The sequence below is a fragment of the Pseudomonas sp. ESBL9 genome (genome assembly GCF_036668715.1).
Classification (GTDB): Bacteria; Pseudomonadota; Gammaproteobacteria; order Pseudomonadales; family Pseudomonadaceae; genus Aquipseudomonas; species Aquipseudomonas lundensis.
The window spans coordinates 564,805-591,093 of the sequence record NZ_JAZEVV010000003.1 but is presented as its reverse complement, the minus strand read 5'-3'; the positions used below and the strand labels follow the sequence as shown (position 1 = coordinate 591,093).

Here is a 26,289-nt window from a genome sequence, read left to right as displayed (position 1 = left end):
GGCCGGTCAGTTTCCCGAGCAGTCGGTGAACCACTCGCGCCCCTTGAGCATGCCTTGCCAGTAGAACCACGGCAGGAAAGACGCCTTGAGGAACCACGCTGACTGACGCGCGACAGTCGGGTCCAGCGGGAACGTTGGCAGCAATTTGCCGCCATAGCCGAACTCGGCCAGGATCACTTTGCCGTTCTCGACGGTCAGCGGGCACGAACCGTAGCCGTCATAGCGTTTGCTCAGCGCAGCGCCCTTACGCAGGGCGATCAGGTTTTCAGCCACCACCACGACTTGCTTGCGCACCGCTGCGGCCGTTTTGGCATTCGGCGTGTCGCACACATCGCCCAGGGCAAAAATCTCCGGATGGCGCGGGTGCTGCAAGGTGGCCGGGTCGGTTTCAAACCAACCGGCACTGTCCGCCAACGGGCTGCGACGGATCACATCCGGCGCCTGTTGCGGCGGCACGACATGCAACATGTCGAATGTTTTCTGCTGACGGCTCACATTGCCGTCAGCGTCCGTCACATCAAACCAGGCCGTTTTGCCAGGGCCGTCGACCTTCACCAGCGTGGACTGAAACACCAGTGTGGCGTTGTACGCTTCAACGTATTTCATCAAGGGCGGCACAAAGGCCGGGACACCGAACAACGCCGCGCCCGACAGGTTGAACTCGACCGCTACCGCGTCCAGCACCCCCTGTTTGCGCCAGTGGTCACAGGCCAGGTACATGGCTTTTTGCGGCGCGCCTGCGCACTTGATCGGCATGGGCGGCTGGGTAAACAGCGCCGTACCGCCGCGCAACGTGCGCACCAGCTCCCAGGTATAGGGCGCGAGGTCATAGCGGTAGTTGGAAGTCACGCCATGCTGGCCCAGCGTCTCTTCCAGCCCCTCGATTTTCTCCCAGGCCAGTTCCAGCCCCGGGCAGACGATCAATTGCTGATAGGTCAACTCCTTGCCATCACTGAGCAGCACCACATTGCGCTCGGGGGCAAAGGCGGACAGCGACGCCTTGACCCAGGTGGCGCCCTTGGGCATCACGTCGGCCGTGGCACGCACGGTGTTTTTCACGTCATAGGCACCGCCACCCACCAACGTCCACGCGGGTTGGTAGTAATGCTCGGCGCTGGGCTCAACCACGGCAATGCGTAACGCCGCATCCCGCTTGAGCAGGCTCGCGCACACCGAGATCCCGGCCGAGCCGCCGCCGATCACGACGATGTCATACGGTGCCGCTTCGCGAGTGCCACGGGTGACCAGTTCATACAGTTTGGAGGAGCGATTGCCGGTGCGGCAAAACGCCAGAATCGGCGTCGGCAGTTGCGCCAGTACGGTGCGCATCTGTTCGGCGTCCTGCGCCGTCGCCCCGGTGGTGGCCACAGGCACATACGCAAAACTCAACCCCAGGGCCTGCGCGGCGTCGCGGATCGCGGTGTGCTCGGGTTGTTCGGGGCCGCCTTCATGATCGGGCCGGTTGCAGATCACACTGCGAAACCCCTGCCCCGCTAACGTTTGGAGATCAGACTGACCGATTTGACCCGCCACCGAAAAGCACGCGTCGATTCGCTTGATGTTTTGCTCCATTGAGCACTCCAGGCACAACTGAAAATGAATGGATCGGGTCCCGCTGCGCGTTACTGCTTCAACGCTTGACCACAGTACAAACCGGACAGGGTTTGCATGACCGAGACCACTTCGAAACTGGCGAGGGAATAGAAGATGAACTTGCCCATGCGCCGGGTATTGACCAACCCTTCGTCGCGCAGCACACCCAACTGTTGAGACAGCGTGGGCTGACGAATACCGGTCAGCGCCTCAAGCTCGCCCACGTTGCGCTCGCCCTGGGTCAACTGACACAACAGCAACAGGCGATCTTCGTTGGCCAGCGCCTTGAGCAGCAGGCAGGCTTTGGACGCCGAATCGCGCAGCAGACCGATTTGGTGATGGGTGAGCTGTACAGACATTAAAAAAACCCCTGCCGACATAACGGTCGACAGTTTACGATTCAATAATATATGTTTCAATATATTAAGAATTGTATCGATTGATGTGAGGCCGCCATGCACCCCGAAATACAGGGCTTTTACGATCCCGCTACCTCCACCGTCAGCTACGTGGTGTACGCCGCCACGGCGGGCGCCTGCGCGATCATCGACCCGGTGCTCGATTACGATGCCGCCGCCGGGCGCATCAGCACCCAAGGTGCGGACCGGATCGCCGCCTTTGTCGAGTCCCGTGGCCTGACGGTGCACTGGCTGCTGGAAACCCATGCCCACGCCGATCACTTGTCGGCCAGTGCCTACCTGAAGAAAACACTCGGCGGCCACATTGGCATCGGAGCGCCCATCACTCAGGTGCAGGGTGTGTTCCGCGACCTCTACAACCTTGAGCCTGAGTTCCGGCAGGACGGATCACAATTCGACAAATTGTTTACCCCTGACGAGGTGTTTCACATTGGCCCGCTGCACGTGCGCGCGCTGCATGTGCCCGGCCACACCCCAGCGGACATGGCGTACCAGATCGAAGACAGCCACATTTTTGTCGGTGACACCCTGTTCATGCCCGATGTCGGCACGGCCCGCTGCGACTTCCCCGGGGGCGATGCGAGGCAACTGTATCAGTCCATAAAACGCCTGCTGTCTATGCCGCCGACCACCCGGTTATACATGTGCCATGACTACCCGCCCGAAGGCCGCGACGTGGCCTGGACCACCACCGTGGGTGAACAGCGGGCGCGCAACATCCACGTGAATGACACCCTCGACCTTGACAGTTTTGTGGCGATGCGCACTGCCCGTGACGCAACCTTGTCGGTGCCGCAACTCTTGATTCCGGCGATCCAGATCAATATTCGCGCGGGCAACCTGCCGCCTGCCGACGACAAAGGCATACACAGCCTGAAAGTCCCGCTGAACCGGTTTTAAGTCAGCAGGTGAACTACGCCCACAAAAAAACCGGCCGCAGCCGGTTTTTTTGCTTCATCGAATCACTGCATCCACGGTGGAGGCGGCTCTTCGGTTTTGCCCGGGGGAGCCTCATCGGCAGCCCGTACGGCCTGACGGCGTTCTTCATCCAGCCGCGCCGCTTCGATCTCGCGCATGACTCCGCCGACATCGGCCAGCTCGTCCGGCTCGTCAAACTCACCCGTCAACACGCTGCCAGGGTGCAACGTGCCCGCTTCATACAGCGCCCACATTTCCTTGGCGTATCGGGTCGTCTTCAACTCCGGCGCAAACCGGCCGAAGTACGACGCCATGTTGCCCACGTCACGTTCCAGCATGCTGAACGCGTGGTTGTTGCCCGCGGCATCGACCGCTTGCGGCAGGTCGATAATCACCGGGCCGGTCGGGGTCAGCAGCACGTTGAACTCGGACAAGTCACCGTGAACCAGACCGGTACACAGCATCAGCACAATCTGCTGAATCAAAAACGCGTGGTATTCACGGGCCTGGTCCGGCTCCAGCACCACGTCGTTCAGACGCGGAGCCGCGTCGCCGTATTCGTCGGCCACCAGTTCCATCAACAGCACGCCTTCCAGGAAGTCGAACGGTTTGGGAACCCGCACCCCGGCGCCAGCCAGACGGAACAGCGCAGCCACTTCGGCGTTTTGCCAGGCATCTTCGGTCTCTTTACGACCGAACTTCGAGCCCTTGGCCATCGCTCGGGCCTGACGGCTGTTACGAACCTTGCGACCCTCCTGATATTCGGCGGCCTGGCGAAAACTTCGTTTGTTAGCCTCCTTGTAAACCTTGGCGCATCGCAGCTCATTGCCGCAGCGGACTACGTACACAGCTGCTTCTTTACCACTCATGAGTGGGCGCAGCACCTCGTCGACCAGACCGTCCTCGATCAGGGGTTCTAAGCGTTTTGGAGTCTTCATCAGCTTTTATTGTGGGTCCTTTATTACCAAACACGCGAATGTCACTCGTTATACGGCAATCCGCGCACCACGGGGAGAGGGGCGCCGCATTCCAAGTCGCTTGCAAGCACTTCCTGTACACCTGACAGCCCGGCGCATCCTGTGCCAAACCTTCTGAATGATAGACGAGCCCCGATGGGCCGGCACCGCCTGAGCGCCCGACGCTCAGTGATGGCGAAACAGCTCGCCGGGCGTGGCGCCAAACAGTTTCTTGAACGCGGCGATGAACGCCGACGTCGACTCATAGCCGCAGGACAGAGCCGCACGGGTGACGTGAGCACCGTCTTCCAGCACCCGCAACGACGACAGCAAGCGTACCCGCTGGCGCCAGCCACGAAAGCTCAAGCCTGTCTCACGTTGAAACAATCGCATCAGGGTTTTCTCCGACACGCCCAGCCGGGCCGCCCACAGCCCTACGCTGACTTCGGCATCAGGGGTTTCAATTAATTCATTGCACAGCACCAGAAGGCGCGGGTGGTGAGGCAATGGCAGCGAAAAGCCCACTTCCGGCAATTCGGCCAATTGGTCCAGCAACACACTCACCAGTCGTTGCTCGGGGCCGCCTGCTTCGGGGTAGTTGGCCGGCAGCGCACAGAAGCGCTTGATCAACTCGCGGGCCAGCGGCGTGACCTCCAGCACCCGGCAATGATCGGGCGCCCACGGGCAGTCTTCACGGCGCACATACAGGCTGCGCATCTCGGCGCGCATCGAGGTCATGACCTCGTGCTCCAGCCCCGCCGGAATCCATATCCCCCACTGCGGCGGGGCGAAAAAGCTGCCTTGGTCGGTGTGCACCCCCAATACGCCACTGATGGCGTAAGAAAACTGCACCCAGTCATGCCGATGGCGCGGCGTCCAGGAACCCGCGCCCAGGCTCTCGGCCCGCGCATAAAGCGGCCGGGGCAGTGCGTCGAGTTGGGGAATCGCCCGTTGAGGGCCACGTTGTCCGTTGGGCGGCATGGATTGGCCTTATGTCGCGAGACGTCAGATCAGGCCGACGTTAGGCTATGTCATCAATTCTTACAACATTGCGGTGCCTGCGATGCCTGTGCTCAAACACTTCAAACGCGTATTCACTGACTGGTTTCTGTGCGGCATGGTACTGGCCACGTTTCTGGCGTACCTGTTCCCCGCGTTCGGCAGCACCGGCGGCGCCATGCACGCAGAATGGGTCATCAACATCGGCGTGTTCCTGGTGTTCTTCCTGCATGGGGTCAACCTGTCCAGCGAGCAGATCCGCCACGGCCTGAAAAACCTGCGCCTGCACCTGATGGTGCAAGGCTTCACCTTTGTCGTCTTCCCGCTGATATGGCTGGGGGCCGACTTGCTGTTGGGCAGCCATGTACCGCCGTTGTTGATGCTGGGCTTTTTCTACCTGTGTGCGCTGCCCTCGACCATCTCTTCGTCGGTGGCACTCACCGGCAGCGCGGGCGGCAACGTACCGGCGGCGATTCTCAACGCCAGCCTGTCGAGTGTGCTGGGGATTTTCCTGACGCCCTTGCTGGTGAGTGTCGTGGTCGGCAGCGGCACAGGCGGAATCGACCTCGGCGCCACCCTGCTCGACCTCTGCGCCCTGTTGTTGCTGCCGCTGGTGCTGGGGCAACTGGTGCGTCCGCTGTTCGGCCGTTTTTTTGCCCGGCACAAGCGTTACACCAGCATCGTCGACAAGCTGGTGATTCTGTTGCTGGTGTACGCCGCGTTCTGCAACTCGATGGTCTCGGGGATGTGGCAGCAACAGGGATCGTCAGTGATTCTCAGCGCCTTTGTCGGCAGCGCCGTGCTGCTCGCGGTCATTCTGTGGATGACCACCCGCACCGCCCGCGCGCTGCACTTCAGCACGCCCGATGAAATTGCCGCCGTGTTCTGCGCCAGCAAGAAATCCTTGGCGGCGGGTGCGCCCATGGCCGCCCTGATTTTTGGCGCCAACCCTGGGCTGGGCTTGATCCTGCTGCCCATCATGATCTACCACCCGCTGCAACTGATCGTGTGTTCAGTGATGGCAGAAAACTATGCCAGCCGCCGTCAGCAAGCGGCCGACCCTCTTATCCCCAACGCCCCGGCCGCGCCGACGCCCTAACCCGAAGGTTAACGCTCAATAATCGCGGTGACGCCCTGCCCGCCCGCCGCGCAAATCGAGATCAGCCCGCGCCCTTGGCCGGCGGCGTCGAGCAACTTGGCGAGGTTGGCCACGATACGCCCGCCAGTGGCCGCAAACGGATGCCCCGCCGCCAACGAACTGCCCTTGACGTTGAGCTTGCTGCGGTCAATCGCCCCCAGCGGCGCGTCCAGCCCCAGGCGGGTTTTGCAGTACTCGGGGTCTTCCCAGGCTTTCAACGTACAGAGCACCTGCGCTGCAAACGCTTCGTGTATTTCGTAGTAGTCGAAGTCCTGCAGACTCAGGCCATTACGCGCGAGCAAACGTGGGACGGCATACACCGGGGCCATCAGCAGGCCTTCTGCACCGTGTACGAAATCCACCGCTGCGGTCTCCCCATCGCGCAGGTACGCCAGAATCGGCAAGCCACGCGCCTTGGCCCACGCTTCACTGCCCAGCAGCACCACTGACGCGCCATCGGTCAGCGGCGTCGAGTTACCGGCCGTCAGCGTGCCTTTGGCACTGCGCTCAAAAACCGGCTTGAGCGCGGCCAGTTTTTCCAAGGTCAAATCCGTGCGCAGGTTGTTGTCCCGGGTCAGGCCCAAAAAGGGCGTGACCAGATCGTCTTCCCAGCCTTCGTGATACGCCGTGGCAAGCGCCTGATGGCTGTGCAGGGCCAAGGCATCCTGATCGGCGCGGGGGATGTGCCAGGTTTGCGCCATCAACTCGCAGTGCTGGCCCATCGACAACCCGGTGCGCGGCTCGCCATTGCGCGGGAACGCCGGTTTCAGAAACTGCGGACGCAATTGCAGCACAGCCTTGAGCTTGTCCAGCGGCGCCTTGGTGCGGTTGAGCTGCAACAGCCACTGACGCAAGCCGTCATTCAGGCCAATCGGCACATCAGACGTGGTGTCGACCCCGCCCGCCACCGCGCACTCGATCTGCCCCAAGGCGATTTTATTGGCCACCAGCAAGGCGGCTTCCAGCCCGGTGCCGCACGCTTGTTGCAGATCGTAGGCCGGGGTTTGCGGCGACAGGCGTGAGCCCAGTACACATTCGCGGGTCAGGCTGAAATCGCGTGCATCCTTGAGCACCGCCCCGGCCACCACTTCGCCCAGACGCTCGCCATGCAGGTTGAAGCGTTCGATCAGCCCTTCCAGCGCGGCCGTCAGCATCGCCTGATTACTGGCCCTCGCGTACGGCCCGTTAGCCCGGGCAAACGGAATTCGATTACCGCCAATAATCGCTACACGGCGCAAAGTCATAAGACGTCCCCTTTGATTGAGTAACCATTTGTCGTTACAAGCGTAGGTGCTATCACCCTTTAACGAACGACCCTTGTCTTCCTGTGGTCAACCCTTTGAACCCCATGTGTCGGAGAGTGTTCCATGTCAGACCGTTATATCGACTTCGCCAACTCATCCCTCGGCCGACGGTTGGTCGGCGCGGTAGGGCTTGCGTCACCGGTGCGACTGGAACGCTGGCAAGCCGGACGTCTGCGCCCGGTAGAAGGCCCGCTGCTGATGGGTGGCGGCCCGCTGGTCCGACACATCAAGGCTTTTGCCAATAAACTCACCGACGCCGTGTTCAGCTATGGCGCCGAGCCCTTGGCCGCCAGCCCGTGGATTCCAGGCCAGGGCCCCGCGCTCAAGGCCGTGGTGTTTGATGCCAGCGATGTGCTGCACACCGACCAGCTCAAACAGCTGCGCGAATTTTTCCAGCCGCTGCTGCGTAGCCTGCAACCCGGCGCGCATCTGGTGATCCTTGGCCGCCCGCCTGAACGTCAACGCGATCCGTTTGCCGCCAGTGCCCAGCGGGCGCTTGAAGGGTTCAGCCGTTCGCTGGCCAAAGAATTGCGCAACGGCGGCACCCTGCAATTGCTGTACGTCAACGAGGGCGCCGAAGATCAACTGGAAGGGGCGCTGCGGTTTTTCCTGTCGCCCAAAAGCGCCTTTATCAGTGGCCAGGTGCTGCGCCTGTCTGCCTGCGCAACGCCGGTCAGTGACTGGACGCGACCACTGGCCGGGCGCAAGGCGCTGGTCACCGGCGCGGCCCGCGGCATTGGCGCAGCCATCGCGCAAACCCTGGCACGGGACGGCGCCGACGTCATCCTGCTGGACGTGCCAGGGGCAAAAAACGACCTTGAAGCCCTCGCGGCCCGTATCGGCGGGCGCAGTATCACGCTGGACATTTGCGCTGAAAACGCCGCCCCGCAACTGATCGAGCACTTACCGGAGGGCATCGACATTGTGGTGCACAACGCCGGCATCACCCGGGACAAAACCCTGGCCAACATGACCCCCGAGTACTGGGACGCAGTGCTGGCGGTCAACCTGAATGCGCCCCAAGTGCTGACCAAAGCCCTGCTCGACAGCGGCATCCTGCAGGACAACGGGCGCGTCGTCCTGCTCGCCTCCATCAGCGGCATTGCCGGTAATCGCGGGCAAACCAACTACGCCGCGAGCAAAGCCGGGTTGATCGGTCTGGCGCAAGCCTGGGCGCCGTTGCTCGGTGAGCGCGGCATCAGCATCAACGCCGTGGCGCCGGGCTTTATTGAAACGCAAATGACCGCGCACATTCCGTTTGCCCTGCGCGAAGCAGGTCGACGCATGAGTTCGCTGGGCCAGGGCGGTTTGCCCCAGGACGTCGCTGAAGCGGTGGCCTGGCTCGCTCAACCGGGCTCGGGCGCGGTCAGTGGCCAAACGCTGCGGGTGTGCGGCCAAAGCGTGTTGGGGGCCTGACCCATGACTGTCAACTGGCTCGACCTCGACACCCCGCCGCACCTGCCAGCCCTGTACGCCCGCGCGGCGGCCAAGCGCACAATCACCGGCGACACCCTGCCTGATAAAGGGCTGCGTTGCTGGGTGACGGTGGACGGCAAACCGCTGGGGGCGTTTCGTGAGGTCTGCGACCTGCCTTCCAGCCCGCTGTTGCCACCGACCTACCCGCACCTCCTGGCGTTCGGGCTGCAAATGCAGTTACTGACCGACAAAGACTTTCCGTTTCCGCTGCTGGGGTTGATCCACCTGAGCAATCAGATTCGCGTGCTGCGGCCCATGGGCGGCGTGTCTCAACTGCGCATTGGCGTGTCCGCGAACAACCTGCAAAAACACCCCAAAGGTGCGACGTTCGACGTGGTCACCCAGGTGGACGACCTCATCGGGCCGCTGTGGGAGGCGCAAAGTACCTTGCTGTGCAAAGGCGTCGATTTACCCGGGGACGTGCCCCAGCCTGCCGCGAGTATTGCGAGCGGCATGACCGAGTTGACGCGCTGGTACGCCCCGGCCGATATCGGGCGCCGTTATGCCAGGGTGTCCGGGGACTACAACCCGATTCACCTGAGCGCCGCCAGCGCCAAGCTGTTCGGTCTGCCGACCGCTATCGCCCACGGGCTGTGGCTTGAAGCCCGCACGCTGGCCGCGTTGAATTCGCACTTGCCTGCGGCCAATGTCGAAATCACGGTGGACTTCAAAAAACCGGTGCGCCTGCCCGCCGAAGTGATCTTGCACAGCAGCGAAGCCGGTTCCAGTGGCGACTTTCAGCTCAATGGCCATGCAGACCTGGTGCACATGGTCGGGCGCTGGCGGCCGTTGAGTTAATTCACCTCCAGTCGGCGCAGGTGTCGGCCGCGCCAGCGCCCCCCTTGCGCCCACGTCCATTCGGTCGCAAGCTTTGCGCCTTCTGGAGAGCACACCTGCAATGAACCTCGACGAATTGACCCAACGCCTGCACCGCATCCGCGATAACAACGACTGGAAGCCCTTCCATAGCCCGAAAAACCTGGCCATGGCCGCCAGTGTTGAAATGGCCGAGCTGGTGGAAATATTCCAATGGCTGACCGAAGACCAGTCCCGCCAGCTGCCCGCCGACCAACTGGCCCATGCCGGTCAGGAAGTGGGCGACATCGTGTTGTACCTCTTGTTGCTGTGCAGCGAACTGGGCCTGGACATGAACGAGGTGGTGCGCAGCAAGTTGGCCGACAGCGAAAGGCGTTTCAGCCGATGAGCGACCGTCACTTCGATCTGCTGGCCACCCGCTTCGCGGAAAAAATCTATGGCGGCGCCAAAGGGGCCATCCGCCTCGCCGTGTTGCAAGCCGACCTTAAAGAATCGCTGCCCCAGCGGCGCTTGCGCGTACTGGACATCGGCGCGGGGCTGGGGCACATGTCGCTGTGGCTGGCCGAGCAAGGCCACGACGTGACGCTGGCAGAACCGGCCGCCCCGATGCTTGAAGGCGCGCGTCAGCGTTTCGCCGACGCCGGCCAGACGGGCACGTTTATTCAGGCGTCCTGGCAAGAGCTGTTGGGCCAACTCACCGAACCGTATGACCTGGTGTTGTGCCATGCGGTGCTGGAATGGCTGGCCGAACCCCACGCGATCCTGCCGGTGCTGCACCAACTGACGGCCAGCGGCGGCTGGCTGTCGCTGGCGTTCTACAACCGCGATGCGCTGATTTATCGCAACTTGCTCAAAGGCCATTTCCGCAAGATGCGAAAAAACGATATGGCGGGCGAAAAACAGAGCCTTACCCCGCAACAGCCCCTTGATCCACGGGAGCTGGCGCAGGCGATGCAGGCGCTGTGGCAGGTTGAAAGCCACAGTGGCGTGCGCGTGTTCCACGACTACATGCCCGTGGAGTTCCAGGCCCGCGCCGAACTCGACGCACTGGTTGAAATGGAACTGGCTCATCGGCGCCACCCTGCCTTTGCGGGGCTGGGCCGTTACCTGCATTGGGTGTGCCGCCCGCTTTAACCGTTCAACTGGGGGGAGTGTCATGTATCGCCGCGTTGCTCTATTGGTTCTGAGCCTGGGGTTGGGCGCCTGCCAAAGCCCCAACCCGTACACCGCCTCGTCACTGCCCATGCCTGCCGCCCCGCCGCAGGCCGCCAACGCCATTGACCTGAGCGCTTACCCGGCGCCCCCACGCGACTACGGCCGTTACCAGAGCTGGGCCTGGCTCAACGGCCGCCTGCCAGCAGGAACGGCCTGGGCCGATTCAGCACAGATCGCCGAAGCGGTGAGCGCAGCCCTGGATCAGCGGGGCTTGCGCCCGGTCCAGCCCGGCCGCCCAGCTGATGTGCGGGTCAGTGCCGATTTACATGCAGAAAAACGCTTGCGTCAGGTTCAGGACGACTATGGTTATGGGGCTGGTTACGGCGGGTTCTATGGGGATCGCTACGGTCGTTATGGCAATCAGTACGGCATGTACAACACTGTGCCCATCGTTCGAACCTACGAAGTGGACGTCATGGTGGTGCGGCTGACGCTGTATGACGGCAAGACCGGCGAGCCTGTCTGGAGCTCCAGCGCTGAAACCAGCAGCACGGGCAGCCTGAGCGAACGCGCGAATGCGTTGCGCGAATCGCTGAACAAAGCAGTACAGGCCTACCCTCCTCATTAAGACTAATTGTTGAAGTGGAGAATCATCATGCTACGTCGAATAGCGCTCGTAGGGCTGGCACTGCTGCTCAGCGCCTGCGAATCGATGCAGGTCACACACGATTACAACCCGTCCGTTGATTTCGCCACGTTCCACACCTGGGCGTGGAAGGAACCTGCCCTGCAATTTGTGCCCAACAACCCGATGCTCAAAAGCGACCTGACCCAACAACGCATCACCCAGGCGGTGGCTTATCAGCTGGACCAGCGCGGCTTGCGCCAAGTCACCCCGGCCACCAAAGCCGATCTGTGGGTACAAACCTACCTGATCGTTGCTGAACGCCAGGAACAGGTGGTGACCAATTACGGTTATGGCTACGGCGGCCCTTGGGGTGGGCCATGGGGCGGCTATTGGGGTGGCCCGTGGGAAGGTTACTGGGGCGCACCGGTCTACGATGAAGTGCGCAACATCAACTACCAGGTGGGCACCCTGCAAATCGACCTGATCGACGCCAAAACCGACAAGTTGGTGTGGCGTGGCAGCGCGGAAAAAGTCGTGGATAAAAACCCCGACCCGGCGCAACGCAGCGCGGCGATCCACGAAGCCGTGAGCAAAATCCTGAGCGACTACCCGCCCAAACCGACAGCGAACTAAGCGCCCGGCAGCGACGACACCGGCTGTAGTCGCTGCTGAGCAACGAAGCCGAGATCGGGGACGCAGCGCCCGCACACCTTGACTACACTCCCCTTCACCCGTGGAGAGTTGCGCTCGGCAGCAGGCCGGCAAAGGAGTGCTCGATGTCTCCCCCATTGCGTGGCCCGCGTCTGTGCACCCTTCGTTCGCAGCGCGGTGCAATCGGCTTGATGGCCGCCCTGACCCTCGGCGTGGTGTTGCTGTTCATGCTGCTGGTGGTCGACAGCGGCCGCTTGTATCTGGAACAGCGCAAGTTGCAACGGGTCGCTGACGTCGCCGTGCTGGAGGCCGTCAGCCGGGGCGGTAACTGCCTGGCAACCGGCACCACGACCGCCAGCACCTACGCCATCGCCAGCGCCACGCGAAACAGTTTCACCCCCGGCAGTACGCAAACGTTGAGCGCCACCTGCGGCACCCTGGTGACCGGCAGCGACAAACTGCGCACCTTCAGCGCCGATGCGAGCAAGTCCGACGCGATACGCGTCATCGCCACCACCGTCGTGCCGACCAGCGTGGCAGGCGGGTTGTGGAACCTGTTTTCCAACGGGACCTTCGGCTTCAATACCCAACTGACGGCCAGTGCGGTGGGGGCCACGGGAGGCGCTCCACTGGCAGCGCTCACTATCAGGTCGTCTTTGGCAGATATCAATTCAAGCAACTCGCCGTTGCTCAACAGCCTTGTGGGCGGCCTGCTGGGGGGCAAATTGAATTTGAGCCTTGCATCGTGGCAGGGGCTGGCCAACACCAATATCAACTTGCTGAGTTATCTCGATCAACTGGCCATCGACCTGAACCTAAATGCCGGTGATTACGCGCAATTGCTCAATACAAACGTTTCTGCAACTCAGTTGATTAATGCCGCGATTAATGTGCTGCAAAAAGGCGGGCCGGGCGCCACGGTTGCTGTGCAAGCGCTGACCACCATCAAGTTAATCGCCGCTAACACGCAAATACTGAAATTGGGCGACTTGTTGAAGCTCCAGAATGGCACTTCAAGTGCTGGCCTGAACACCAATCTGACAGTGTTTGATCTGTTGCAAGGGATTGTGCAACTGTCAAATGGCAAAAGTGCAGTGGCCGCCGATATCACGTCAACGATTGCGCTGGTGGGCACCGTCACGGTGTCAATCAAAGTGATTGAGCCCCCGCAAATGTCGGTGATTGGAAACCCGGCACTGGCCATTAAAGATCCGGTTTTCGGTGCTAACCGCCTCTACGTCAAAACAGCGCAAGTTCAGACGCACATTCATATTGATCTGGCAGTTCTCAAACTGGTGTCGCAGATTGTGTCTGCGCTCACCCAACTGCTCTCGCCCCTGACCGATATCGTCAACAAATTGCTGAATCTGGATTTAATCGGAGTCTTGCAGTGCGTCCTAGCGTGCGAGCGAACGTCCCTTAGCATTGCGTCGTCGTTGGATATTTATCTGGAAGCGGCGAGTGCCAACAGTTATGTGACCGCTTACAACTGCTCCAGTCAGGCCACCAAAAGCCTGACAACGCAAACATCTACCGCGGCAGCCAAGCTGAGTATTGGCAGCCCGCCAGCCAACGGTGCGTTTCCATCGTCGATTGAAATCAACCAGCTGAATTACCTGGCCGTGGACCCGGTAAAACTGATCAGTATTGATGTCACCAAGTGCTCGGTCATTTTGCTATGCGGCCCGCTGCAAGTCGGCAAAGGGGGTGGGCTGGGCCTGAAGGTGCAAACGCAAATAGCGGCCAACTCTCAGCCGCAAACATGGAGTGCGCCTTTGCTACCCGAGGTCAACCATCCGCCCGTTTACCAAAAACCTCTGAATAGCAATGCAAGCATCATCAAGAGTCTGGGTGACTCGCTGGCTAACAACATGGTGGTGACGTACACGCCACAGACCGGCAGCGTGGCCAACGATGCCCTGACGGGCGTGGCCGGACTGATCAATCAAGTGACGGGCATTCTTTCCACCGCGTTAAGCGGCTTACTGTCCAACCTGCTGGAGCCAATCCTCAACACGCTCTTGGGGGCGCTAGGGGTCAGCCTGGGTAATGCGGAAGTAGGCGCCAATCTTTCCTGCAATCAGGGCGGCCGCGCTCAACTGGTGCTCTGATCGCCCACCACCGGCAGCGCTATACAAAAGCGGGCGCCGTGTTCGGTGTTGCTGACGCTCAGCCGACCGCCCATGTTCTCGATGATGCCGTAGCTCACGGACAACCCCAGCCCCGTGCCCACGCCGACCGGTTTGGTGGTGAAGAAGGGTTCGAAGATGCGCTCCAGCAGTCGCGGGTCAATGCCGCCTGCGTTGTCGTGTACCCACAAGCGCACGTGGCCGGGGTCTGTTTCGATGCCAAGAGCGATCCACGGCGCGAAGTCAGGGTCTTTTTCACGCTGGCCGAGCAAGGCATCACGGGCGTTGACCAGCAGGTTAATCAGCACCTGTTCCAGTTGATCCACATGACCCCGTACGCGGACGGCGCAGTCCAGGCCTTCGCAGCGAATCTCCACGCCTTTGCCGCGCAGGCCGTCACTGAGCAGTGACAGCGTGCCGTCGATGGCAATGGCCGGGTTGAACACCTGCTGTTCGATCTCCGAACGTCGACCAAACACACGCATGTGGTCCACCACCCGCGCCGCGCGTTGCACCTGGGTGTCGAGGCGATTGAGTTTGTCTTGCAGGTAATCGATCTGCACATCGCCGTTGCTCAGGCGCTTGAGCACATTGACGATGGCCATGCGCATCACATTGAGCGGCTGGTTGATCTCATGGGCCAGCCCGGTGGCCATCTCGCCCAGGGTGGCCATTTTGGCGCTCTGGGTCAGTTGCTGTTGCGAACGCCGCACTTCGGTGTTGTCGCGCCCGACCGCCTGCACTTCGACCAACACCCCGTGCTCATCAAACACGCCGCGATCCGACCAGACCCACCACGCATGTTCGCGCCCCGGCAGTTGCAGGCTGATTTCGGCGGTGCTGACCGGGAATTCGGGAGTCATGGTGGCCAAACGTTGCACAAACGCCAGCTGCTGCTCCGGCGACAACCAGCCGCTGAGGTTGATGCCCGGTAACTGCTCGGGCGCGCACTCCAGGTAATTGGCCAGTGGGCGATTGCCGAAGGTCAGGGTCAAGTCGGGGGTGTAGCGGCAGATCATCGCCGGGGAATCCTCCACCAGCATGCGGTAGCGCTCTTCGCTGTGTTTGACCCGCTCAGCGGCTTCCGTGGCGTCGGTGATGTCCAGCCACAGGCCCACGGCTTCGACCGGCAGGCCCAGGTCGTCGCGCAGCAACCTGGCCTCATCCAGTAACCAGTGGTAGTCGCCCTCACGGTCGCGCAGTCGATAGCGGCTGCGCACATTGCCTTCGCGCAACAGGCGTCGGGTGCGCTCGAAGTACTGCGCACGGTCGTCAGGGTGTACCCACTCGATCAACGTGGCGGCCGTGCACTCTTCACGCGTCCAGCCCAACAAGGGCTGCAAACTGGCGCTGAAGAATTCAGGCAACAACGCGCCCTCGGCATAGCGCTGTACATAAATCACCGCCGGGGAGCTGGCGATCAGGTTGTCGAGTCGCGCATGGGCCGCCGCCGCTTGCTGTTGCTGATTTTGCATGTCACTGACATCCAGCATGAACCCCACAACACGCGGCCCGCCTTCCCCGCCCAGCACCTGGCCCTGAATGCGGTACCAGATCACCGGCCGCGTACTGTCGGGTTGGTGCAAGCGCACGCACAGCAACAGAGGCGTGTCGTGGGACAGCAGGTCATTGAAGCGGCTGGCAAGCTCTTCGCGGTCCGCCGGGTGAAACAGCCCCAACCACGCCTCACGGGGCACATGCGCAGGCTGACCGGGCAGTAGGCTGGCGGCCAGGGGCGGGGCAAGCAGAAGTTGCCGGGTGCTCGCCGACCACTCCCACCAGCCGCTGCCCAGCAGGCCCTGCAATGCCTCCATGCGCTCCATCTGCTGCACATGTTGCAGCTCACGCAAGCGACTGAGCAGCGGCCCGGCCAATGCCGCGCACACCTGGAGCCAATCCATGTCGCCCATGGCCGGGGCGTGACGACTCGCCGGGTACTGGCCGAACAACAGCCATGCGCTCACCCCTTGATGATCGTTGTACGGCACCAGCAAGCCATCGGTGTTGCCAAACAGCCCGCTCAGCCGGGGCTTGTCGTTGAGGCCATATAGCGCTTCAAACCGCTGGGGCGCGTGGCCATTGAAGCTGTCGAGGGTGCTGCCCAGAGCTTGATCGACCTCCCACAGCGCGGAGGCATCATGCTGGCGGTAAACACTGTAAATGCGCCATTCGGCCTGCGTGGTGTCGGGCAACGCCAGGGCTACACACGGGATATGCCAATGGTGCGCCACCTGCTGCAGCAGATCGGTCACCACCGCGGGCAGCCGCGCATGGCCGCAATGACGCAATTGCTCACCCATGTGGGTGGTGAGCAGGTGGGTGAGCTCCCGGCTGCGCGCCCGCTGTTGACCCATTAACACATCGCTGATGTCCAGCAATTGCAGTAACCAGTCGTCACCGTGCGGCTGGACCCAGCCGCGGGCGTAGACAACAGGGCCGCCGCCGACTTGAAACATGAGGTCCAGGCTTTGCCCCTGCCAATCCCGGGGCGTGCCTTCCAGTGCCAGCGTGCTGCCCGGCACCAGATAATCGATCAACAGGCGCGGCGGACCACTGCCCATCGCCATGGCCAGCCCATGCAGCTCCAACACATGGCCGTGCTGATCGAGCCGCAATTGAATGCCCGCGTGCACACGCAGGGCAGGCGTATCCGCCAACGCAACGGGCTCGTCTGCCCGCCCCAGCAGCCGCCCCAACAAGCGCTCGCCGCTGATCAAAACTGCAGACTCGACTGGGCCGTTAACGTGGCCGGCAAACTGGGCACTGTGATGTCTCCCGGCAGCACCAGCACCGGCATGATGGCGCTTAACGCCGAGGCTGGCAGGCTGACGGTGACCGTCAGCACCCCGCCGCTATAGACCGCCTGCTGATTGAGGCTGCCTTTCAAGGCGCTCGGCACCCACGCGAGTTGGTCACTCAACACACTCAGGGCGCGATTTTGCACATCCTGGGTGTAGGTCGCGGGGGAGACGGTCGGGTCCAGCGCCACGCTGCGGCGCACCGCCTCGGCCGTGGAATGGTTGAACGACTGCATCAGCAAGAGCGGCAGGCTGTAACTCACGACGCCGTAAAACACAGCGAAAAACACCACAAACACCAGCGCAAATTCGATGGCCGCTGCGCCTTTTTCTTTTCTGGGGAGGCCTGGTTTCATGACTGCGTCTACCCTGAAAACCACACGTCATATCAGCATAGAATCATTCGCCAAAAAGGGACGCCGATTACGTGACGCAATTACTCATCCTGTTCCTCTGGTTGGCCGCGTGCGCACTTCAGGATCTGTACCAACGCCAGATCGCCAACACCCTGACCCTCGGCGGCATGGCCCTGGCAGTGCTGTACCTGCTCTGGAGCGGCCACACCTGGCTCGGCGCCCCCCCCAGCGAAGCCCTGGTGGCGCTGCCGATTGCGCTGGTGCTGACCCTGCCCGGTTATGCGCTCAATAAGTTCGGCGCGGGGGATGTCAAGCTGCTGGTAACCCTGGCATTGGCCACCGATCGTCTGACGGTGCTGGGCACCTTTATCGGCGCTGGCCTGTGTGCCGCGCTATGGCTGCTGATCGCGTCAAAAATCCTGCCGCTTGTGTATCAACGGGTTACAACACCTGCACCCGGCGACCCCGGCCCGCTGTCAAAAAAAGTCCCCTTCGCGCCCTTTTTGCTGGCGGGTTTTGCGTTGGCTACGCTGTGCATGCCCTAGTGCAGACGTAGGATTTATTCCATGTACAGCACGTGAAACTGGGTCTACTTTTAAACCAGCCTGCTCACGATGAGTGGCGCAGTTTGCCTTGAACAGGCTTGCCAGGCATGGAGTACCGCGTGAACCAGCTCAGCCCTCTCATAAAAATACTGGTGGTCGACGACCAACCCTTGATCGTCGAAGAACTCTGCGAGTTTCTGGAAAGCAGTGGCTACCGGTGCGTGCCCTGTGAGTCGAGCCGTGAAGCCATTGAGTGCTTCAATGCAGACCCTGAAATCGGTCTGGTGCTGTGTGACTTGCACATGCCGGACATGAATGGCATCGAACTCACCCAACACCTGCAAAAGCACGCCGGTAAACAACGCCTGTTCGAAAGCATCCTGCTGACCGGCCGCGCCGACAAACAGGATGTGATCAAAGCCTTACGCATCGGCATCGCGGATTACTACCAAAAACCGGTCGACCTCAATGAACTGCTTGAAGGCATCCAGCGTCAGGAAGAGCAACTGCGCGAACGGATGAAAAGCGTCCAGCTCGGCCACTTGAACCGCAAGCTTCAGTTTTTGGCGGACTCCATTGACGACCTGTATCAGGACATGGAATCCGTGCGCCAACCGCCATTGACCGCAGGCGTTGACGGCGTTGCTGAAGAGGATCCGCATGCCATGCCGGCCATTTTTCAGCAACTGTCACCGCGCCAGCTCGACGTGGCCCGACTGGTGGGCAAAGGCCAGACCAACTACCAGATCGCCTGCGACCTGGGCATCACGGAAAACACGGTCAAACTCTACGTGTCACAAGTGTTGCGCCTGACCCACATGAACAACCGCACTCAACTGGCCCTGGCGCTGTCACCCAATGCCAGCGCCAAACAGCACCGGCTGACGGCCCACTGAAGCCCGCACGCCTATGCTCGCGGTGTTCAGCGCGCACAGGCGGTAGCGCGCGCGTTAATTGGACGTCCCGCCCCCGCCGCCCGATTCCTGTTTGTAGTACTCCGGGATTTCGTGATCGTAACTTTTCAGCAAACGTTGCAGGCTTTGTTCGCGCTCTTGCGGGGTAAGCGTCTGCGGCACCGTTGAACCCTCTTTGCCGCTGACCTGAACCTGCAACCAGTTTTCGGTTTCCTGCTGGTAGCGGGACGACGGCCCCGGCTCGATGGCCAGCGCGCTCAAGGGCATCCACACCAGTAACACGCCGACACGTACAGTCATCGCCATCGCACACCTCCCATTATTTAAGCACCGCCACCTGATCGCTGGCCGGGGATTTGAGTGCTTGCGCACGGGCCTGGGCATCGGTCACTTGCTCGGGTGTCAGTCCGGCGCGGGTGACCAGTTCTGCCGCTTGCTTCCAGTTGTCCTGATAGATCAACAACGTCACCAGATTCAACGCCGCCAACGTGTCGTCCTCTTTGCTGAGTTCCAGCGCGGTCAAAAACTCAAAGCGTGCGTCGTCCAGGCGCAACAGGTTGAGGTACACCACCCCCAAGTCATTGCGGATCTTGTCATCGGTGGGGGCCAGGCTGGCGGCCTTTTGCAGGTAGGCCAGGGCCTGGGCGTTGTCTCCTCGGGCTGCCGCCAGTTGCCCCAGGCCATGCTCGCCCTCGGCTGCCAGACAGGTGCCCTGCAAACTTCGATACAGAGGCTCGGCCTCGCTGCGGCCCAACTGACGGTAGAGGCGCGCCTTGCGCAACTGCACCTGCCCGTAGCGCTCGGGCAGGCTTTGCAAATTGGCCAGACTGGCGTGCAGCTTGCCTTCTTTGGCCATGTCGTCGGCCAGGTTCATCGACAACTCCTGATCGCCACTCAACTTGGCGCAACTGCTGTTCAGGGCCAGCCACGGCGGGTTACTCGCGCCCCCGCTCGCACAACCGCCCAGCATCAGCAGCCCGCACGCGACGATCACAGCTTTCATGTTCACACTCCCGGTCAAGACCCGAAGGCCCGTGAAATAGCGATAAAACTGGGGCCAGCCAACACAATCAGCAGCGCCGGAAACAGGAACACCATCATCACGACCGACATCTTGGCCGACATTTTCGAGATGTATTCCTGCATGCGCGTCAGGCGCCGGTCATCGAGCAATGCTTTGAGCGCCTGCAACGACTTCATGGCGCCGCCACCCTGCTGGATCAGTTGCTGAAGAATCACACAGGTGTCGTCGAACTCATCCACCGCCAGCAAGCTCGCGGCTTTTTGCAGTTCCTGACCCAGTTCCAGCCCGGAATCGACACGGGCCAGCACCAGTCGCAGCTCGCCAGTCAACACGGGCAACAACTGCCGCGCCTCCTGACTCAGCACCCGCAGTGCTTGCTCCACCGCCATGCCTGACTCAAAGAGAATGCGCAGGAGCGGGATAAATGTAGAAACCTCAATCGCCACCTGTTGCTGACGCCGGGCGGCTGCGTAGGCCAGTAACCGTTTGGGGATCAAGTAACCGATGGCCAGCCCGAACAGCGGCCCCACCCACACATTGCCCGTGTCCGGGTAGAACACGTTATGCCCCACGAACACCAACCCGGCCAGCACCACCGGAGTGCCGATCTGAAACGCGGCAAACAGCGAGCGCTGACTGGCCGTGCGCCACCCCAGCCGGGTCAACAGGGTTTGGGTTTCGTGGTCCAGCGACACCGAGCGCTGGCCGACTTTGCTGCTGCCGACAGCCCGCAGCCAGGTGCCAAGCGTGTGCGTACCGGTTTTCCCGCCCTCAAGGCGCTGCATCACACGTTGTTGGCGCAGCCGCTGCTGGATCACGCTATTGATGACCAGTGCCAGGGCGGCCAACAGCAAGACAACGCTTATCAGCAAGGCCATGTCATACGCTCCGCACCATGCGCCACAGGGTAAAGCAGCCAATGACCTGCATCGCCAGCGCCGTCAGCAACAAGTGCTGCCCGGAGGCGTCGCTCCACATTTTGGGTAGGTAAGCGGGGTTGGTGAGCATGAAATACACCAGCACCAACAGCGGCAAAACGGCCAGCACCATGGCCGTGAAGCGCGTCTCACCGGTCATGGCCTTGAGTTGACGGGCACCTTGTTCGCGCTCGCGAATCAGGGTGATGAGGTTTTCCAGCAGTTCACTGGCGTTGCCGCCGTAGCGCTGGTTGACCTTGAGGCCCAGGGCAAACAGGCGAAACTCTTCGCGTTCGTACAGCTCGGCCACGTCCTGCACCGCTTCCGGCAAGCTGACGCCCAATTGCACATTGCGCGACACCCGGCCCAGCGCGGTCTTGAGCGGGTCACTGGAGGCATCAATCGCATTGAGCACGGCATCCGCCAACGTGCGACCCGCCTTCAAGCTGCGCACCGCGTGATCCAGTAACGGCGGCAGTTGCTCAACCATGCGCCGCACCTGACGGTGGTAGCGCCAACTGAGGTACAGCTTCAGGCACAGCGGTGGCAGCAGCAGGCAAGCAAGCACCGCCATCCAGCCGCCTGCGAGCCCGGCCAGCAGCATCGCCCCGAGCCACAGGCCAAGCCACAGCCGCAAGCGCTCCGACGGCCGGGGCAGCCCGGCCTGCAAAAAGGCGCGGTCCAGCCAGAGCAGTCCTCCCAAGCGAGCGGCCGGTTGCGGTTGCCCTTGCGCTAACCGATTGAGCACCCGGCTGGTGGTCGGATTGCGCAACACACGGAACACAATAAACAGCGCCAGGCACGCCATCAGCAACGCGATCAATAACAGCAGCAGGGCCGGGATCATGGCGGCCCCCTCAACCTTGAAGGTTCACGATTGGCTCGCGACGTAACTTGTCGCCCGCCGGGTTGAGCGCTTCGCGCATGAAGCCGACCCCGGTGCGCCGATCCAGCCGGAACAGGGTGTTGGTGACATACACGTCATCGCGCACGCCCACCACCTCCAGCACTTCGCTGACACAGCGACGCCCGTCGGGCATGCGCGTGAGCTGGATGATGACGTCCAGCGCGGCGCAGATCATTTGGCGCAGGGTTTTCTCCGCCACGGTGCGCCCGGTCAGGCCCACGAGGGTTTCCAGCCGCAACAGCGCATCCTGTGCGGTGTTGGCATGCACGGTGCTCATGGAGCCGTCATGGCCGGTGTTCATGGCGGTCAGTACGTCGAGTACTTCAACGCCGCGGATTTCCCCCAGGATGATGCGGTCGGGGCGCATCCGCAGGGCATTGCGGATCAGGTCGCTGGCTTTGACCTCCCCATGGCCTTCGGCATTGGGCGGGCGGGTTTCCAGACGCACCACGTGCGGGTGGCCGAGCTGTAATTCGGCCACGTCCTCAATGGTAACCAGCCGCTCATAGGGGTTAATCAACTGACTGAGGATATTGAGCAGCGTGGTTTTACCGGTGCCCGTGCCGCCGCTGATGAGGATGTTGCAGCGCTTGCTCACGGCCTCCTGAATGAAGTCATAGATCGCTTGATCGATGGTTTGCATGGCCATCAGGTCCGTGCTTTTGAGCATGTCCTTGCGAAACTTTCGAATCGACAGGCACGGGCCGTCCAGCGCAATCGGCGGGATGATCGCATTGACCCGGCTGCCATCGGGCATGCGCGCGTCGACCATCGGCGAGGACTCATCGAGCCGTCGCCCCAACGGCGCCAGAATGCGCTGCATGACCCGCTCGACGTGGTGGTCGTCGATAAAGCGCAGTTCGCTCTGGTGCAGGATGCCGTCGCGCTCGATAAACACCCGGTACGGGCCATTGACCAGAATTTCGGTGACCGCCGGATCGCGCAGCAGCACTTCCAGCGGGCCAAAGCCGGTGAGCTCGTCAACAATTTCCTCGGCCAGCCGCTCCATTTCATAACGTGAAATCGCCAGGTGCAGGCGCGACACGTATTCAGCCACTTTGTCGGTGACGAAATGAGCCAGCGCGGGGCGCGCGTCTTCCAGCAGGTTTTTGCCGGTTTCTTCAATGGCCTCGATGATGTAGCGGTGCAGCACCCGTTTCAGGCTGTCGTGCTCGGCAGGCCCGTGTGCCCCGTGCAGGCCGGCACCGAACAGTTTTTCACCGTTCATTTAGCCCCCCAGAAGCGGCTCAGCCAATGGGCTGAGGGCCTGGCCAGCCCTTGAGAACGTTGGGCCAGGCGCTCACCCAGGGTTTTCAGGCCTTGGGTCAGCGCCTCACGCGGGCCGAGTTCGAAGAGGGTGGTGGCCTGGTTCTTGGCGTTCATCCGCAGTTCGTCAGCTGGTGGTAGCGTGGCCAACACTTCAAGGCCGAAGGTCTTGGCCAGTGCGTCGGCGTCGGGCGCCACGCCGCGCAGGTAACGGTCCACCAGCATCCGCGCGTGTTCCAGATTCATGCCTTTGGCGCGCCACAGGTTGAGAATCGCCAGATTGCGTCGGCAGTCGAGGACGTTCTGGTCGGTGTACCACAACAATTTGTCGCAATGGCTGACAAAGGTGCGCAGCGCTTCGCTGTCGGGCTGGCCGGTGAGGTTCACCACGATGTGCTGAAAGTGCTGACGCAAGGCGCTGAGCAACATGTACAACTCGGCCGCGCTGGTGTGCTCAAGAGGCTCGTCGCTGTCGCTGTACGCCAGAATGCGCAAGCCACCGGGGGCGACGCTGAAGGCGCTGTCGATCAACGTGCTGTCCAGGCGCCGCAAATGGCGCAAGGCATCACCGAAGTAGAACGCGCTTTGCAGCCCCAACAGCGCGAGACTGTCGCCACGGGGCAGGCCCAAATCCAGCAGCAGGGTTTGCTGGTCGCTCTTTTGCACCACGAGCCCCAGATGGCTGGTCAGCAAGGCGCCATCGGCGTTGCACTGCGCGCTGTACATCACCGTCAGGCCGCCCAATTGTGCATTGGGCGTGACGGCAGGCAGGCGCTTGCTCAGGCGCCGGACCAACCCGGCCACCTCGCTGGAGCGCGAACCATACGCGACAAAATCCCGCGCCCCGGCGCGCATGGCGTTGAGCACCAACTGGTTGTCCATGCCATCGCCCAGGGCCACGATAGCCAGCATCGGCTTGGCTTCCAGCGCGCCTTCAATCAAGGCGCACTGAGCGACCACTTTCTCGCGGTCCAGCCCCACGAACACCAGCCCGGCGAAGGTCACGTCCACCAGCGCCAGCAACTCATCCAGGCTGCCAGTGCTGGCGCCCACCACTTGGCCGATGGGCGCCAGCGCGCCTTGCAGCCATTCAAGATCGGTGTTGTTGCGCGTTAACGCGAGAAATGTCTGGCTCAGTCCCTGGCTCATTTGGATAACCCGCTACGGCGATTGAAATTGCCGTTTTCGAGAAAATACAGGCGATACCAGTTGGGGTCGTAATTGCGCAGCTTTTCTCCGGGCAATGAAGGCAATTGGGCAGTGGCCGCCAGCGGCTGGATCAGGTGCGGGGTGACGATCATCAGCAACTCGCGTTCTTCGCGGCTGATGTTAGAAGAACGGAAAAACGCCCCGAGAATCGGGATATCGCCCAGGCCGGGGAATTTGTCGACCTGTGAGCTATTGCGCGTACTGATCAGGCCACTGATGACAAAGCTCTCACCATCGGCCAGGGAAATACTGGTGTCGGTGCGACGCACCTTAAGGCCGGGGACCAACGTGCCTGCGATGTTCACGGCGTTGGTGTAGTCCAGCTCGCTGACTTCGGGCGCGACTTTGAGCACGATGCGATCACGGCTGACCACCGTGGGGGTCAGGGTGAGGCGGATCCCGAATTCCTTGTACTCGATGGACACGTTGTCGCTGCCACTGCTGGGCACTGGCACCGGCACTTCGCCGCCGGCCAGAAACGTGGCGCTTTGACCGCTCAGCGCCACCAGACTCGGACGCGCCAACGTGTAGGCAAACCCGCTGCCTTCCAACGCATTGATCATGGCCTTGACCCGACCGCCCCCAAAACCGATGTTGAAGTACTTGTTGTCGGCCGGGGGGCCGCCCGTGATGACGTTTTCAGCGGTGGTAATCAGCGACCCCGGCGAGCCGAACAGGAAGTTGCTGCCCATGCCGAAAATCGAGGTGCTGGCCTCCTGAAGCTTGGTGCGACTGACTTCGACAAAGCGAATATCAGTCTGTACCTGGCTGGGCAACGTCGGGTCTTGCGATGGGGACAGTGACGCGCTGGTAAACCCGGCAGCGGCTTTACCTTTGACGAACACCATGCTTTGGCGCGGTTTGTTGGAACAGGCGGTCCAGACCATCAGGCTGGTGGTGCCGGGGGCGACGCCGGTCAGCAAAAAGGCGTTGTCGCCGTTGGCATAGACGTCCGCAATGGCCGGATCGCCCACGGCAATGCGGGTGATGCTGACGGGGGAATCCAGTGCTTGCTGGGTGCCTTGGGCCACTTCCAGCACCGCGGGCAATGGCCCCAATAACGCGCAATGGGCCGACGCAGCCATTGCCATGTCAACACACAAGCCGCCCAGCATCAGCGTCCAGACAACTTGTTTCAACAGCGGCACACAACGTTGACTCATGCGGGGCTTCCTTGCTGATCAGGAATGTTTTAGTGGGCGGGCGCCTGGGTGCCTCGAATGATTTCGATCCCACGGGCCCGAGGCGGACCGGCCGGGGCTGTCAGTGGCGCCTTGTTGGACGGCGTGGCCATCGCCAGTTGATTGAACTGGTAGAGGCTGCGTCTGGCGGCCGCCAGATTGCTCGCCGCGTCTTTTTCACCTGACCAGTATTGGCTCAAGCGTTGTTCTTGCGCGCTGCGCACCGCCAGGCGCAAGGTCCCGGCCTGCGCGGCAAGCATCAGTTGATTGACCAGCGGCTCGGGGATGGCCAGCACCACGGTGCGTGCCGTCACACGGCGCTGGGTTTGCAGTTGCGCCTGCTCGGCGGTCAGCGCCTGACTTACCGGTTGGCCGTCACTGGTCAGGCCCAGTTCATCGCCAATGCTCAACACCCGCACCGCAGGTAGCACCACTTGCGTGGAGGATTCTGGATTGGTGGTGTCCTGACGCAGAAACAGCAGAATGTCGACGTAATCCCCCGGACCAAACTGCCCCGCGGCCCCGGCCACTTCATCAATCGCCACCGCCAGCGCGCGTTCGTCAGGGCGAATCATGCGCGCCAGCGGCCCGCCGATTTCGAAGCTGTGTTCATTGAGCCAGGTGCCGGCGTTCAGCCCTCGCCATGGGGTGCGTCCCACCGCCTGGTCGATAGCGGTGAGGCTCCCGGCGGGCGCCGTGCGCAATTTTTCCAGCGTCAAATCATCGGCAGTCAGGGCCACATGCGGGGCGACATCGCGGGTCAAAACCACCACGCTTTGCTTGGTCTGGTCTTCAAGATGGCTAACCCCTTGCTCCACCACCTGCGCCACCGGAGCAGAAGGAACAGGCTGTTGACGGGCCAGCATCAACCCCCAAAAACCGGCGGCAATGGCCCCCAAAAACAAGATCGCGGCGAGCACCAGACTCCGGCGATTGCTCATACGGCTCTCCCTTTCCCATTGCGTACGGCAGACAAAAAATCATGCGCAA

At 61.8% G+C, this 26,289-nt stretch carries 26 protein-coding genes; 11 read left to right on the top strand and 15 right to left on the bottom strand.

The window, feature by feature from the left end; translation table 11 throughout:
- Positions 1 to 6: 6 nt before the first annotated feature.
- Positions 7 to 1,572: a TIGR01244 family sulfur transferase gene (locus V6F78_RS12235; protein WP_332727343.1), complete on the bottom strand. Its 1,566-nt coding sequence runs from the start codon at positions 1,570 to 1,572 to the stop codon at positions 7 to 9.
- 50 nt (positions 1,573 to 1,622) lie between these two features.
- Positions 1,623 to 1,952, bottom strand: coding sequence for an ArsR/SmtB family transcription factor (locus V6F78_RS12230; protein ID WP_047273253.1), 330 nt, complete (start codon positions 1,950 to 1,952; stop codon positions 1,623 to 1,625).
- A 96-nt stretch (positions 1,953 to 2,048) separates the two neighbouring features.
- On the opposite strand from V6F78_RS12230, the gene V6F78_RS12225 reads away from it, so the two are divergent.
- Positions 2,049 to 2,912, top strand: a complete 864-nt coding sequence (locus V6F78_RS12225; RefSeq protein WP_047291944.1) for an MBL fold metallo-hydrolase — start codon at positions 2,049 to 2,051, stop codon at positions 2,910 to 2,912.
- 62 nt (positions 2,913 to 2,974) lie between these two features.
- Here the strand turns inward: V6F78_RS12225 and V6F78_RS12220 are convergent, their stop codons facing one another.
- Both V6F78_RS12220 and V6F78_RS12215 read right to left on the bottom strand, forming a co-directional pair.
- Entirely contained in the window at positions 2,975 to 3,868 is an 894-nt protein-coding gene (locus V6F78_RS12220; RefSeq protein ID WP_047273251.1) for a PA4780 family RIO1-like protein kinase, read from the bottom strand.
- 204 nt (positions 3,869 to 4,072) lie between these two features.
- Positions 4,073 to 4,867, bottom strand: a complete 795-nt coding sequence (locus tag V6F78_RS12215) for an AraC family transcriptional regulator (protein WP_047291942.1) — start codon at positions 4,865 to 4,867, stop codon at positions 4,073 to 4,075.
- An 82-nt stretch (positions 4,868 to 4,949) separates the two neighbouring features.
- On the opposite strand from V6F78_RS12215, the gene V6F78_RS12210 reads away from it, so the two are divergent.
- Positions 4,950 to 5,984, top strand: coding sequence for a bile acid:sodium symporter family protein (locus V6F78_RS12210; protein ID WP_047291999.1), 1,035 nt, complete (start codon positions 4,950 to 4,952; stop codon positions 5,982 to 5,984).
- 8 nt (positions 5,985 to 5,992) lie between these two features.
- Here V6F78_RS12210 and V6F78_RS12205 read toward each other — a convergent pair whose 3' ends face one another.
- A complete protein-coding gene (locus V6F78_RS12205; protein ID WP_047273249.1) occupies positions 5,993 to 7,267 on the bottom strand; it encodes an acetyl-CoA C-acetyltransferase in 1,275 nt (424 codons plus the stop codon).
- Positions 7,268 to 7,390: 123 nt separating this feature from the next.
- Here V6F78_RS12205 and V6F78_RS12200 point away from each other — a divergent pair, with 123 nt between their 5' ends.
- The 7 genes from V6F78_RS12200 (at position 7,391) to V6F78_RS12170 (ending at position 14,164) form a co-directional block, all read left to right on the top strand.
- On the top strand, positions 7,391 to 8,743 hold the full coding sequence (locus tag V6F78_RS12200) for a 3-oxoacyl-ACP reductase (RefSeq protein WP_332727340.1): 1,353 nt from the start codon (positions 7,391 to 7,393) through the stop codon (positions 8,741 to 8,743).
- A gap of 3 nt (positions 8,744 to 8,746) precedes the next feature.
- On the top strand, positions 8,747 to 9,601 hold the full coding sequence (locus V6F78_RS12195; protein WP_332727338.1) for a MaoC family dehydratase: 855 nt from the start codon (positions 8,747 to 8,749) through the stop codon (positions 9,599 to 9,601).
- Between the two features lie 100 nt (positions 9,602 to 9,701).
- A complete protein-coding gene (locus V6F78_RS12190) occupies positions 9,702 to 10,007 on the top strand; it encodes a MazG-like family protein (RefSeq protein WP_047273246.1) in 306 nt (101 codons plus the stop codon).
- Complete coding sequence (locus V6F78_RS12185; RefSeq protein ID WP_047291937.1) at positions 10,004 to 10,753, top strand: methyltransferase domain-containing protein; 750 nt, start codon at positions 10,004 to 10,006, stop codon at positions 10,751 to 10,753. Before V6F78_RS12190 ends, V6F78_RS12185 begins: the two co-directional genes overlap by 4 nt.
- Positions 10,754 to 10,775: 22 nt before the next feature.
- Positions 10,776 to 11,402 carry a DUF4136 domain-containing protein gene (locus V6F78_RS12180; RefSeq protein ID WP_070413930.1) on the top strand — a complete coding sequence of 209 codons (627 nt, stop codon included), beginning with the start codon at positions 10,776 to 10,778 and terminating at the stop codon, positions 11,400 to 11,402.
- Between the two features lie 27 nt (positions 11,403 to 11,429).
- On the top strand, positions 11,430 to 12,035 hold the full coding sequence (locus V6F78_RS12175) for a DUF4136 domain-containing protein (RefSeq protein WP_047273243.1): 606 nt from the start codon (positions 11,430 to 11,432) through the stop codon (positions 12,033 to 12,035).
- A 143-nt stretch (positions 12,036 to 12,178) separates the two neighbouring features.
- Positions 12,179 to 14,164, top strand: a complete 1,986-nt coding sequence (locus V6F78_RS12170) for a pilus assembly protein TadG-related protein (protein ID WP_169839968.1) — start codon at positions 12,179 to 12,181, stop codon at positions 14,162 to 14,164.
- On the opposite strand, the gene V6F78_RS12165 is transcribed toward V6F78_RS12170, so the two are convergent.
- Together V6F78_RS12165 and V6F78_RS12160 are read right to left on the bottom strand one after the other, a co-directional pair.
- The gene (locus V6F78_RS12165) at positions 14,149 to 16,899 is read right to left on the bottom strand and encodes a PAS domain-containing sensor histidine kinase (protein ID WP_169858710.1); all 2,751 of its coding nucleotides are present in this window, start codon (positions 16,897 to 16,899) and stop codon (positions 14,149 to 14,151) included. The two genes, V6F78_RS12170 and V6F78_RS12165, sit on opposite strands and share 16 nt — an antisense overlap.
- The gene (locus tag V6F78_RS12160) at positions 16,896 to 17,336 is read right to left on the bottom strand and encodes a TadE/TadG family type IV pilus assembly protein (RefSeq protein ID WP_047291928.1); all 441 of its coding nucleotides are present in this window, start codon (positions 17,334 to 17,336) and stop codon (positions 16,896 to 16,898) included. The genes V6F78_RS12165 and V6F78_RS12160 overlap by 4 nt, the downstream gene beginning before the upstream one ends.
- Positions 17,337 to 17,407: 71 nt before the next feature.
- Between V6F78_RS12160 and V6F78_RS12155 the strand changes: the two genes are divergently transcribed.
- Positions 17,408 to 17,881, top strand: coding sequence for a prepilin peptidase (locus tag V6F78_RS12155; protein WP_094990130.1), 474 nt, complete (start codon positions 17,408 to 17,410; stop codon positions 17,879 to 17,881).
- Between the two features lie 119 nt (positions 17,882 to 18,000).
- Positions 18,001 to 18,777 carry a response regulator transcription factor gene (locus tag V6F78_RS12150; protein ID WP_047291997.1) on the top strand — a complete coding sequence of 259 codons (777 nt, stop codon included), beginning with the start codon at positions 18,001 to 18,003 and terminating at the stop codon, positions 18,775 to 18,777.
- Positions 18,778 to 18,831: 54 nt separating this feature from the next.
- Here V6F78_RS12150 and V6F78_RS12145 read toward each other — a convergent pair whose 3' ends face one another.
- The 8 genes from V6F78_RS12145 to cpaB are packed head-to-tail and all read right to left on the bottom strand — an operon-like array spanning position 18,832 to position 26,240.
- Positions 18,832 to 19,101, bottom strand: coding sequence for a DUF3613 domain-containing protein (locus tag V6F78_RS12145; protein WP_047273238.1), 270 nt, complete (start codon positions 19,099 to 19,101; stop codon positions 18,832 to 18,834).
- Positions 19,102 to 19,114: 13 nt separating this feature from the next.
- Positions 19,115 to 19,798: a tetratricopeptide repeat protein gene (locus V6F78_RS12140; RefSeq protein WP_047291926.1), complete on the bottom strand. Its 684-nt coding sequence runs from the start codon at positions 19,796 to 19,798 to the stop codon at positions 19,115 to 19,117.
- A 14-nt stretch (positions 19,799 to 19,812) separates the two neighbouring features.
- Entirely contained in the window at positions 19,813 to 20,697 is an 885-nt protein-coding gene (locus tag V6F78_RS12135) for a type II secretion system F family protein (RefSeq protein WP_047273236.1), read from the bottom strand.
- Between the two features lies 1 nt (position 20,698).
- Positions 20,699 to 21,583: a type II secretion system F family protein gene (locus V6F78_RS12130; RefSeq protein ID WP_047291924.1), complete on the bottom strand. Its 885-nt coding sequence runs from the start codon at positions 21,581 to 21,583 to the stop codon at positions 20,699 to 20,701.
- Between the two features lie 10 nt (positions 21,584 to 21,593).
- Positions 21,594 to 22,871: a CpaF family protein gene (locus tag V6F78_RS12125; protein ID WP_047291922.1), complete on the bottom strand. Its 1,278-nt coding sequence runs from the start codon at positions 22,869 to 22,871 to the stop codon at positions 21,594 to 21,596.
- Positions 22,868 to 24,058: a pilus assembly protein gene (locus V6F78_RS12120; RefSeq protein WP_047273233.1), complete on the bottom strand. Its 1,191-nt coding sequence runs from the start codon at positions 24,056 to 24,058 to the stop codon at positions 22,868 to 22,870. The genes V6F78_RS12125 and V6F78_RS12120 overlap by 4 nt, the downstream gene beginning before the upstream one ends.
- Positions 24,055 to 25,281: a type II and III secretion system protein family protein gene (locus tag V6F78_RS12115; protein WP_314398826.1), complete on the bottom strand. Its 1,227-nt coding sequence runs from the start codon at positions 25,279 to 25,281 to the stop codon at positions 24,055 to 24,057. Before V6F78_RS12115 ends, V6F78_RS12120 begins: the two co-directional genes overlap by 4 nt.
- Before the next feature lie 29 nt (positions 25,282 to 25,310).
- A complete protein-coding gene (gene cpaB / locus V6F78_RS12110) occupies positions 25,311 to 26,240 on the bottom strand; it encodes a Flp pilus assembly protein CpaB (RefSeq protein WP_332727328.1) in 930 nt (309 codons plus the stop codon).
- Between the last annotated feature and the right edge of the window lie 49 nt (positions 26,241 to 26,289).

Excerpts from the sequence above, each read along its gene's own strand:
- V6F78_RS12235 (WP_332727343.1), bottom strand. The coding sequence starts at position 1,572 with ATGGAGCAAAACATCAAGCGAATCGACGCGTGCTTTTCGGTGGCGGGT.
- V6F78_RS12230 (WP_047273253.1), bottom strand. The coding sequence starts at position 1,952 with ATGTCTGTACAGCTCACCCATCACCAAATCGGTCTGCTGCGCGATTCG.
- V6F78_RS12225 (WP_047291944.1), top strand. The coding sequence starts at position 2,049 with ATGCACCCCGAAATACAGGGCTTTTACGATCCCGCTACCTCCACCGTC.
- V6F78_RS12220 (WP_047273251.1), bottom strand. The coding sequence starts at position 3,868 with ATGAAGACTCCAAAACGCTTAGAACCCCTGATCGAGGACGGTCTGGTC.
- V6F78_RS12215 (WP_047291942.1), bottom strand. The coding sequence starts at position 4,867 with ATGCCGCCCAACGGACAACGTGGCCCTCAACGGGCGATTCCCCAACTC.
- V6F78_RS12210 (WP_047291999.1), top strand. The coding sequence starts at position 4,950 with ATGCCTGTGCTCAAACACTTCAAACGCGTATTCACTGACTGGTTTCTG.
- V6F78_RS12205 (WP_047273249.1), bottom strand. The coding sequence starts at position 7,267 with ATGACTTTGCGCCGTGTAGCGATTATTGGCGGTAATCGAATTCCGTTT.
- V6F78_RS12200 (WP_332727340.1), top strand. The coding sequence starts at position 7,391 with ATGTCAGACCGTTATATCGACTTCGCCAACTCATCCCTCGGCCGACGG.
- V6F78_RS12195 (WP_332727338.1), top strand. The coding sequence starts at position 8,747 with ATGACTGTCAACTGGCTCGACCTCGACACCCCGCCGCACCTGCCAGCC.
- V6F78_RS12190 (WP_047273246.1), top strand. The coding sequence starts at position 9,702 with ATGAACCTCGACGAATTGACCCAACGCCTGCACCGCATCCGCGATAAC.
- V6F78_RS12185 (WP_047291937.1), top strand. The coding sequence starts at position 10,004 with ATGAGCGACCGTCACTTCGATCTGCTGGCCACCCGCTTCGCGGAAAAA.
- V6F78_RS12180 (WP_070413930.1), top strand. The coding sequence starts at position 10,776 with ATGTATCGCCGCGTTGCTCTATTGGTTCTGAGCCTGGGGTTGGGCGCC.
- V6F78_RS12175 (WP_047273243.1), top strand. The coding sequence starts at position 11,430 with ATGCTACGTCGAATAGCGCTCGTAGGGCTGGCACTGCTGCTCAGCGCC.
- V6F78_RS12170 (WP_169839968.1), top strand. The coding sequence starts at position 12,179 with ATGTCTCCCCCATTGCGTGGCCCGCGTCTGTGCACCCTTCGTTCGCAG.
- V6F78_RS12160 (WP_047291928.1), bottom strand. The coding sequence starts at position 17,336 with ATGAAACCAGGCCTCCCCAGAAAAGAAAAAGGCGCAGCGGCCATCGAA.
- V6F78_RS12145 (WP_047273238.1), bottom strand. The coding sequence starts at position 19,101 with ATGGCGATGACTGTACGTGTCGGCGTGTTACTGGTGTGGATGCCCTTG.
- V6F78_RS12140 (WP_047291926.1), bottom strand. The coding sequence starts at position 19,798 with ATGAAAGCTGTGATCGTCGCGTGCGGGCTGCTGATGCTGGGCGGTTGT.
- V6F78_RS12135 (WP_047273236.1), bottom strand. The coding sequence starts at position 20,697 with ATGGCCTTGCTGATAAGCGTTGTCTTGCTGTTGGCCGCCCTGGCACTG.
- V6F78_RS12130 (WP_047291924.1), bottom strand. The coding sequence starts at position 21,583 with ATGATCCCGGCCCTGCTGCTGTTATTGATCGCGTTGCTGATGGCGTGC.
- V6F78_RS12125 (WP_047291922.1), bottom strand. The coding sequence starts at position 22,871 with ATGAACGGTGAAAAACTGTTCGGTGCCGGCCTGCACGGGGCACACGGG.
- V6F78_RS12120 (WP_047273233.1), bottom strand. The coding sequence starts at position 24,058 with ATGAGCCAGGGACTGAGCCAGACATTTCTCGCGTTAACGCGCAACAAC.
- V6F78_RS12115 (WP_314398826.1), bottom strand. The coding sequence starts at position 25,281 with ATGAGTCAACGTTGTGTGCCGCTGTTGAAACAAGTTGTCTGGACGCTG.
- cpaB (WP_332727328.1), bottom strand. The coding sequence starts at position 26,240 with ATGAGCAATCGCCGGAGTCTGGTGCTCGCCGCGATCTTGTTTTTGGGG.